This is a genomic window from Alkalihalobacillus deserti (assembly GCF_020734105.1).
Taxonomy (GTDB): domain Bacteria; phylum Bacillota; class Bacilli; order Bacillales; family Bacillaceae_D; genus Halalkalibacter; species Halalkalibacter deserti.
In genome coordinates, this window is the sequence record NZ_JAJAFR010000043.1 from 1 (window position 1) to 8,769 (window position 8,769).

Annotated in this window: 8 protein-coding genes and 1 pseudogene; all 9 read right to left on the minus strand. The window is 35.5% G+C overall.

Features of this window, described 5'->3' with window-relative positions; all coding sequences use genetic code 11:
• Nucleotides 1-11: 11 nt before the first annotated feature.
• Nucleotides 12-1,064: a proline racemase family protein gene (locus tag LDX58_RS25075; protein WP_227940388.1), complete on the minus strand. Its 1,053-nt coding sequence runs from the start codon at nt 1,062-1,064 to the stop codon at nt 12-14.
• 281 nt (nt 1,065-1,345) lie between these two features.
• A complete protein-coding gene (locus tag LDX58_RS25080) occupies nt 1,346-2,398 on the minus strand; it encodes a proline racemase family protein (protein WP_227940388.1) in 1,053 nt (350 codons plus the stop codon).
• 109 nt (nt 2,399-2,507) lie between these two features.
• Complete coding sequence (locus LDX58_RS25085) at nt 2,508-3,476, minus strand: ornithine cyclodeaminase family protein (RefSeq protein WP_227940389.1); 969 nt, start codon at nt 3,474-3,476, stop codon at nt 2,508-2,510.
• 83 nt (nt 3,477-3,559) lie between these two features.
• Nucleotides 3,560-3,649 (minus strand): annotated as a pseudogene (locus tag LDX58_RS27065) (hypothetical protein); the annotation flags it as partial.
• Nucleotides 3,650-4,043: 394 nt separating this feature from the next.
• The gene (locus LDX58_RS25090) at nt 4,044-5,342 is read right to left on the minus strand and encodes a TRAP transporter large permease (RefSeq protein WP_227940390.1); all 1,299 of its coding nucleotides are present in this window, start codon (nt 5,340-5,342) and stop codon (nt 4,044-4,046) included.
• 37 nt (nt 5,343-5,379) lie between these two features.
• Nucleotides 5,380-5,889, minus strand: a complete 510-nt coding sequence (locus LDX58_RS25095) for a TRAP transporter small permease (protein ID WP_227940391.1) — start codon at nt 5,887-5,889, stop codon at nt 5,380-5,382.
• A 136-nt stretch (nt 5,890-6,025) separates the two neighbouring features.
• Complete coding sequence (gene dctP, locus LDX58_RS25100; RefSeq protein WP_227940392.1) at nt 6,026-7,483, minus strand: TRAP transporter substrate-binding protein DctP; 1,458 nt, start codon at nt 7,481-7,483, stop codon at nt 6,026-6,028.
• 168 nt (nt 7,484-7,651) lie between these two features.
• Entirely contained in the window at nt 7,652-8,566 is a 915-nt protein-coding gene (locus tag LDX58_RS25105; protein ID WP_227940393.1) for a proline dehydrogenase family protein, read from the minus strand.
• Between the two features lie 28 nt (nt 8,567-8,594).
• The gene (locus LDX58_RS26930) at nt 8,595-8,765 is read right to left on the minus strand and encodes a hypothetical protein (protein ID WP_227940394.1); all 171 of its coding nucleotides are present in this window, start codon (nt 8,763-8,765) and stop codon (nt 8,595-8,597) included.
• Between the last annotated feature and the right edge of the window lie 4 nt (nt 8,766-8,769).

The window sequence follows — 8,769 nt, forward strand, 5'->3', positions numbered from 1 at the left end:
CAAAAACTCCCTTATGCCCAAATATCTCCTATACTGAATCCGTTAGGAAAAGGATCCGTTGGATCAAGTACATAAGTGTTAAATCCGGTAATCCACGCCTCACCACTAACGGTTGGAACTACGGCTTTGTGGTCACCAAGTTTTACTTCCTCAACAAGGCGTCCATTAAATACTGTTCCCAGAACCCCCTCATGTCGGAAGTCTTGATTTAATTTCAATTCCCCCTTGGCATACAAGGTAGCCATTTTTGCACTAGTTCCAGTCCCACAAGGACACCGATCCAGAGCACCCGTCCATGTAGAAGGGTCATCCCAGTCAAGATCTCCGGAAGCAACGTTAACTACATTCTTCCAATCTGCTTCAGGATTTGTAGTTGGTCCAGAAAGCTGAGAAATAGTAATACCGATTCCCGGATAATCAGGATGTTCTACAGGTAATTGTTCCTCAGCAGCCTTGCGTATCATAGAGGAAATACGAGCAATTTCTCGACCATGTTCAGGGATAAGTTCAAGTCCCTTAAACTGGCGTACGTCAGCAATGACATAGAACATCCCACCCCATCCTACATCTACCTTTACTTTTCCTAAATGAGGCACATCAATTTCTGCGTCTATATATGGTGCAAAAGCCGGAACATTCTTAAATGTTACGTTCGTCACTTTACCATTTGAACATTCTGCTTTTACACGAATAAGTCCAGCAGGAGCTTCAAGTGTTAGCTCAGTAACTGGCTCCTTCATTGGCAGCATGCCCGTTTCCAAAAGTACTGTAACAACAGCGATGGTATTCCCACCTGACATAACTGGGTACTCAACCTGCTCCATTATAATGTAACCTGCATCTGCATTTGGATGCTTAGGGGGCACGATAAGGTTACAACAAAGAGGAGGATATCCCCTTGGTTCTCTTAACATAAACTTTCGAAGCTGATCATCGTTTTTTTCAAGCCAACGCATTTGCTCATAAACTGTTTTCCCAGGTATATTAGGAACTCCTCCAGTAATTACTCGCATAGGCTCTCCGGAATGGGTGTCTACAGCATGGATCATTCTTTTAAAACTCACAGTTTTACACTCCTCTATAATTAAATTGGTAAATTTTCAACGCTTCAATTTGAATTTGACATTCTACTATTCATCGTTTTGTGAACATTGCTTTTTCTTCTTTTTATTATTAAAGCTTTAATTCCTGACCTATTCCTAATTCTTTTGCCTTTTTAAAAACATAGTTCCCAATGTAGGCGTCAAACAATGCCATGCTGACAGTTTTAAATACAATCGAATTTTTGTGTTGAGTTACTTCCAATCTCCCCTTTAACATATCTGATAACTTTTCAAAAACTCCCTTATGCCCAAATATCTCCTATACTGAATCCGTTAGGAAAAGGATCCGTTGGATCAAGTACATAAGTGTTAAATCCGGTAATCCACGCCTCACCACTAACGGTTGGAACTACGGCTTTGTGGTCACCAAGTTTTACTTCCTCAACAAGGCGTCCATTAAATACTGTTCCCAGAACCCCCTCATGTCGGAAGTCTTGATTTAATTTCAATTCCCCCTTGGCATACAAGGTAGCCATTTTTGCACTAGTTCCAGTCCCACAAGGACACCGATCCAGAGCACCCGTCCATGTAGAAGGGTCATCCCAGTCAAGATCTCCGGAAGCAACGTTAACTACATTCTTCCAATCTGCTTCAGGATTTGTAGTTGGTCCAGAAAGCTGAGAAATAGTAATACCGATTCCCGGATAATCAGGATGTTCTACAGGTAATTGTTCCTCAGCAGCCTTGCGTATCATAGAGGAAATACGAGCAATTTCTCGACCATGTTCAGGGATAAGTTCAAGTCCCTTAAACTGGCGTACGTCAGCAATGACATAGAACATCCCACCCCATCCTACATCTACCTTTACTTTTCCTAAATGAGGCACATCAATTTCTGCGTCTATATATGGTGCAAAAGCCGGAACATTCTTAAATGTTACGTTCGTCACTTTACCATTTGAACATTCTGCTTTTACACGAATAAGTCCAGCAGGAGCTTCAAGTGTTAGCTCAGTAACTGGCTCCTTCATTGGCAGCATGCCCGTTTCCAAAAGTACTGTAACAACAGCGATGGTATTCCCACCTGACATAACTGGGTACTCAACCTGCTCCATTATAATGTAACCTGCATCTGCATTTGGATGCTTAGGGGGCACGATAAGGTTACAACAAAGAGGAGGATATCCCCTTGGTTCTCTTAACATAAACTTTCGAAGCTGATCATCGTTTTTTTCAAGCCAACGCATTTGCTCATAAACTGTTTTCCCAGGTATATTAGGAACTCCTCCAGTAATTACTCGCATAGGCTCTCCGGAATGGGTGTCTACAGCATGGATCATTCTTTTAAAACTCACAGTTTTACACTCCTCTATAATTAAATTGGTAAATTTTCAACGCTTCAATTTGAATTTGACATTCTACTATTCATCGTTTTGTGAACATTGCTTTTTCTTCTTTTTATTATTAAAGCTTTAATTCCTGACCTATTCCTAATTCTTTTGCCTTTTTAAAAACATAGTTCCCAATGTAGGCGTCAAACAATGCCATGCTGACAGTTTTAAATACAATCGGATTTTTGTGTTGAGTTACTTTCAATCTCCCCTTTAACATATCTGATAACAATACTATTTGACTTTCTTTAACCCATCCTTCTTTCAATGGATCTATAATATCACCACATTCTATTTTCCCTTGTTCAGAATCGATATAATAATAGTCTAAACTCTCAAATAAAGATTGAGGTAATTCTCTCATATTGCTTTTATAGGAACCAACTCCAACAATCAATTTTTTTTCATAAATCCCTGATTCATCTGGAAGAACAGGGGAAACAGAAGTTGTTGCTGTTATTATAATTTGTGAATTACGAATTAATTCCGTTTTATCTAAAACAGGTATAATTTCGATATCACTTTTTGAAATTGTTCGAAACTCTTGAATAAACCTTTCCATTTTTTCAGAGGATCGATTAAATATATAAATTGTTTTAACTGAAGTACTGGAGATAGCTGCAAGAAGTTGATACATTCCCTGTAATCCGGTCCCTATTAATCCAACTGTTTCGGCCTCTTTCATAAAGAACCTCATAGCAACTCCTGCAACAGCTGCTGTTTTTATGGTTGTTAAAACGGTGCCATTTATTATCGCTAATGGATCTCCAGTTTCTCTGTTATTAAGTAACACTAACCCCTGTGTAACCGGACTGTTAGTTGTATTATTTGATGGATATGATGTGACAACTTTTAAACCAATACAATCATCTACAAAACATGGCATTATCAATAAAGTATCTTCATCCTTTACTTTAGAAAAATTCCGGGCAGGCATAACAAAATCATTATTAGCATATTTTAAAAATGCTTCTTCAATAACATTAATTGCTTCTTCCATTGATAGGGATTTTTCAATATCTTCTTCAGATAGTAATAACAAAAAACTCATCCTTTCTAAACACATTATTTATTAGTTAAGCCAGGTTGGATTTTAAAAACTAACCACACCAGATATGGTGGAGTTTAACAGTCTTTCAAACTACCAAATAATACTCCTTTATTAATAAGACCTGGTCCATAGTGTGCAAACTTTCCGGAGTTCGTCATTACAGTCTGAGTAGAATTGTTGTGGTTACAACTATATCAGAATCTAATTGTTTCATGAGCAATATTAGAACAGACAACGCTCACAAAAAGTGTAATTGATATCTCTTTTGCAAATTGCAACGCCTTTACCTTTATTCGTTATATTTGACTCTTAAATGTATTTGTAATTTCCATTAATTGTGTTCTAGTAAACTGTTTTTTTAAAAGTTTATTTGTTCCTTTTCGGGATATAGGAGGGCATTGTCAATTCAAATAAGACAATATTTTAATCTAGAAATACTATAACCAACCGCTTACTATAAAACTTCAAAATGTTACCGTATTATTCCTTGATTAACATCTATATTTCTTTATCCATTGTTTTCCTCACTTAATTAAATCTATAACTATACTAATGTTTTTACAACCCTAGAAGTAAACGTGGAAGGAATAAAGCAACTTCAGGAATAAATGTTGTAATAATGAGCGTAGGTAACCAAGCAAATAAAAGCATTAACATCGTTGGTCCCATCATTGTGTTGATCGGTGCTTTACTCATTCGGCCACCTAAATATAATAAAGGAGCTGTTGGTGGAGTAAGGAGTCCCATTCCTAAGTTAACTCCAATAATAGCTGCAAAATGAATAGGGTCAATCCCTAAATTCACGACAATAGGTAGCAGAAGAGGCGTAGCTAGTAAAACCGCACTTACATCATCCATTAACATTCCAATAACTATTAGAAATAGATTAATTAATAACATTAATAACAATGTGTTCTCTGTTATTGACAATAAAAACTTCATTAAAGTATCTGGTATATTCTCCATTATAATAATACGGCTGAGAAGCATTATTCCATATAGCATAACCATAAGTACCCCAGTTGTTGTCGCTGCTTCCACAAATGATTGATAAAGACGCTTTCGGTTCAATTCTTTGTAAAACCAAAAACCAATAGGTATTGAATATACTACAGCAACGGCCGCGGCTTCAGTCGGAGTCATAACCCCACTATATATTCCACCTAATACAATAAATGGCATTAGTAAACCAGGTATAGCTAGCATACTTTTTCGCGTTTTACTTGTTGATAACAATCCAGGGTTATCATTATTTTGTTGAATATTAATATCTTTATTCTTCATATAAATAGTATTTATAATACTCAAAAGAATCATCAATATAATTCCGGGCCCTACTGTCGCTAAGAAACTAGCTAAAACCGATTGATTTCCAATCCACGCATACAAAATCATAATTGCACTAGGAGGTATGAGAAGGCCTAGTACAGAAGCACTGGAAATTAAGGAGGTAGCAAACCCTTTTGAGTAACCACTTTTCTCTAAACGAGGAAACATTATTGCACCTATACTATTAAGTGCAGCGGCCGCACTACCAGACATCGCACCAAAAATGGCACAAGCTATGATTGTAACAACCCCCATTCCACCTTTAGTTTTACCTACTATCATTTCGGTAAAGTCTACAATCCTTCTACCTATCCCACCCAAGCTCATTATGCCGCCGGCCATAATAAAAAGTGGTATCGCCAATAAAACCATATTATTTAGTTTACTAAATCCATAGGGGATTAAAAAGCTAGGGTCATATCCTAACGAAAATATTAAATATATGACTGTCGCTAAAAAAACAAATGGGATTGGTATTCCGATTATCAAAGTAACTATTAAAATAACTAAAGCAATTAACATCTCCATACAATAAACCCCCTTACTTTTTGAATTAAATTGAAGATTAACTTCCCGTCTGGGGACTATTAGCTTTGCCTTTTTTCATTTCATCTTTAACCATACTAATTTGGCGAAAGAAATCTATTAATGAATAAAAAGACATCAATATGAATCCTATTAGAACTGTTCCATGTGGAATAAATAAAGGGATTTGGTAACCGGATGTGTTACCCCCGTTATTGAAACTCCAAAATATATACTGTGAATTCCAGAATGTTATAATTAAACAGACAATAAGTATTACGACTGAAGTAACCAACCTATTCCATGCTTTTATTTTTTCACTTTTAACATACGATTCCAAAATATCAGCAGTAATATGACTTTTTTCATAGCTACCTTGAGCAGCACCTATAAAATACAGCAAGAATATGGGGATAAGGAGCAGTTCTTCAATTCCGAATAAATCCATTTTAAAAACATAACGTAAACATACAGATAGGAATAAGCCGATAAGAATAAGTATGCTGGATATAATCATAATCCCCTTCTGTACTTTAACTAATGTCTTCAAATTAAACCTCCCCTTTTACCATTAATTTTCCGAATTATACTCACTTTTTCAAAGGTAAAGATTATTGTTTAAAATCTGTGGAAATGACATTTTGAATAATCAAAAGACTAGACAAATGTCATTTCCACTAAATATATTACTGCTTTAATAATTCATCAATAATATCATCACCTAGACGTTCTTTAAGCTTTGGCCAAGTATTTTCACGAACATACTCAGCTAATTTATTAACTTCTTCTTCACTAAATTCAACAACCGTTATTCCTTCTTCTTTCAGTTTTTCCATGTATTCCTTATCATAACTTTCAGATGTTTCAATACTTTCAGCCATCATCTCTTTTGATAATTCCTCTATTAATTTACGATCCTCTTCATTAAGTCCATCAAAGAGATTTTTATTTATTATTAAAGCATCTGCATTAAAGAAATCATTCGTTTGGTAGTAATATTTTATAACATCACGATAGCCTAGATAATTTAAGGAAGCTTCTCCACCAGACCAACCATCAGCAGCACCAGTTTGTAAAGAAGTATAAAGATCGGCAAATGGAATTGTTACAGTTCTAAAACCAATATCTACCATCGGTTGTCTAAATACATCATCTGGTGGTACGCGTAATAATAAACCTTTATCTTCCCCTAAGTCTAATAAATTTGTCATTTCCTTGGTGGTTCCAATTCCCCCAAATCCATTTGCATGAAAGCCTAGAAGTTGAACACCTTCCTCGTTATTTACTTCTTGTAACTTATTAAAAACATAAGAGTCAGTACCAATAACGCTATCTATATCTTTATAATCTTTTACTAAATAAGGAACAAAGTTTAATCTTAAACGATCATCAAGTTCACCTGTTAGAGAGATTAAAGCCATGTCAAGGGTTCCCCGCCCTATCTCTTGATACACTGTTGTATAATCTCCTAATTGGTTTGCTGGATAAACATTTACATTAATTCGTCCCCCAGTTTTTTCTTTTACCTGTTCTGCGAACTTATACAATGCTTGAGTACTTGGATGGTCATCTGGAGATTGGCCAGAGAGTCTTATATCAATGGTATCTCCAGCTTTTTCTTTTCCACCTGACGCGCCTTCACTTGAACTACAGGCTGAAACTACAAGTGACGCAAGTAATATAACAAATAAACTAAAAATCTTATTCTTCAAAATTATTCCCCCTCTATAAAATGTATCATTGTTCTTTCCTGCTTCAATAATTAATATAGCTGATAATTCATGACGTCGTTCTCTCATTAAATCTGCTATTTTGAATAAATAAGAAGCTCGTTTTTCTGGCTTTACTAGTTTCCAAGTTTCAAACGTCTCCGTAGCCGTCTGTAAAGCTTTTTCAGCCATCTCACGATCTACCTTACTCATGTAGCCAACAATTTCTTCTTTCTTTCCTGGATTAATAGAAGTGATTTTATCTTCCGTATAAATTTTTTCTCCTCCGATAATTACAGGATATTCTTTTCCTAAATCACGTCGAACAGTAGAAATGGCTTCTTTTAACGCCTTCACCTCACCGTCTAGTGAGAAGTCCGTATTGGGTTCGTTCTTGAACGTGTCCAACTTAAAAATTTGAAGAGTTTTAGTCATTTTTGTTTCCCTCTCGAATAAATTATCTTAAACTATTATTACACAAAAAGGAATTTTTATTCCTTTAAGGTGTCAGATGATTTAACAGCTTAATTTCTATGTTAGGAAACCTCTCTTTTAAGTTGATTAGTCAATTAATTTCCAATATTTTTTTACTTGACAAATGGTTTATTTAAATGTATTTTTTAAAACAAATGTCACATTCTCAGGTCGCTCTGCGAGCCTTCTCATAAAATAGCCAAACCAGTCAGTTCCATACGGTACATACACACGTACTTTATAACCATTCTCAGTTAACAGCTTTTGCAAGTCAGAACGAATGCCATATAACATTTGAAACTCAAACTGATCCCTTGAAATTTGATATTGTTCAGTAAATCCAATGATGTTATCAATCATCGCATCGTCATGAGTAGCAATTCCAGCATAATTACCATTTTTTAAATGAGTTTTAATGATTGCTTCATAGTTCTTATCTACGTCACTTTTCTTAGGGAAAGCTACTTCAGGCGACTCTTTATAAGCTCCTTTTACCAAACGTAAATTTGCATTATAATGATTTAAATCATCGATATCCTGTTCTGTTCTATAGAGGTATGCTTGGATAACCGTACCTACATTCTCGTATTCTTTTCTTAATTCTTTATAAATATCTAAAGTTAATTCACAATGTGAGTAATCTTCCATTTCAATTCGCACAAAATTTCCGTACTCTTTTGCTTTTTCTAAAATTCGCCTTAAATTCTGAATACAAACTTCTCTACTTATATCTAATCCTAAAGAAGTGACTTTAACTGATAAATTACTCTTAATACCAGTTTCATAAATAGCATCTAGGGTGAGTATACAGTTCCGAGTTGCTTCAAAGGCTGCCTCCTCTGTATAAACATATTCGCCTAAATAATTTAGCATCGCCACCATGCCATCGTCATTTATTTTTCGGACACAATCTATAGCATGCAAAATGGAGTCTCCTGCGACAAAACGTTTCGCTCCCAGTTTTAACCCGTATTTTTTTGCCATCCGATTTGCCGTTTTACTTTTAGCAAGTGTCTGAAATGTATTGCTTAATATTTTCTCCATATTCATTCCCCATTCGAAACCATAGTTTTTACAACCAGTGAGGGTTTTCCCAAAGGGAAAGGTCACTTCCGATGCATAATTGCTTAGCATTTAAATACACTCTATGAGCTTCAGAAACATCGTGTATCGACATACCAATTGGATTGAATAAGATTTTTTGTTTAGAATTCTCTCTTCCGATTTTCTTTCCAGTAATAATTTCT

Coding starts and splice junctions, on each gene's coding strand:
- LDX58_RS25090 (WP_227940390.1), bottom strand. CDS start 5,342: ATGGAGATGTTAATTGCTTTAGTTATTTTAATAGTTACTTTGATAATC.
- dctP (WP_227940392.1), bottom strand. CDS start 7,483: ATGACTAAAACTCTTCAAATTTTTAAGTTGGACACGTTCAAGAACGAA.
- LDX58_RS25105 (WP_227940393.1), bottom strand. CDS start 8,566: ATGGAGAAAATATTAAGCAATACATTTCAGACACTTGCTAAAAGTAAA.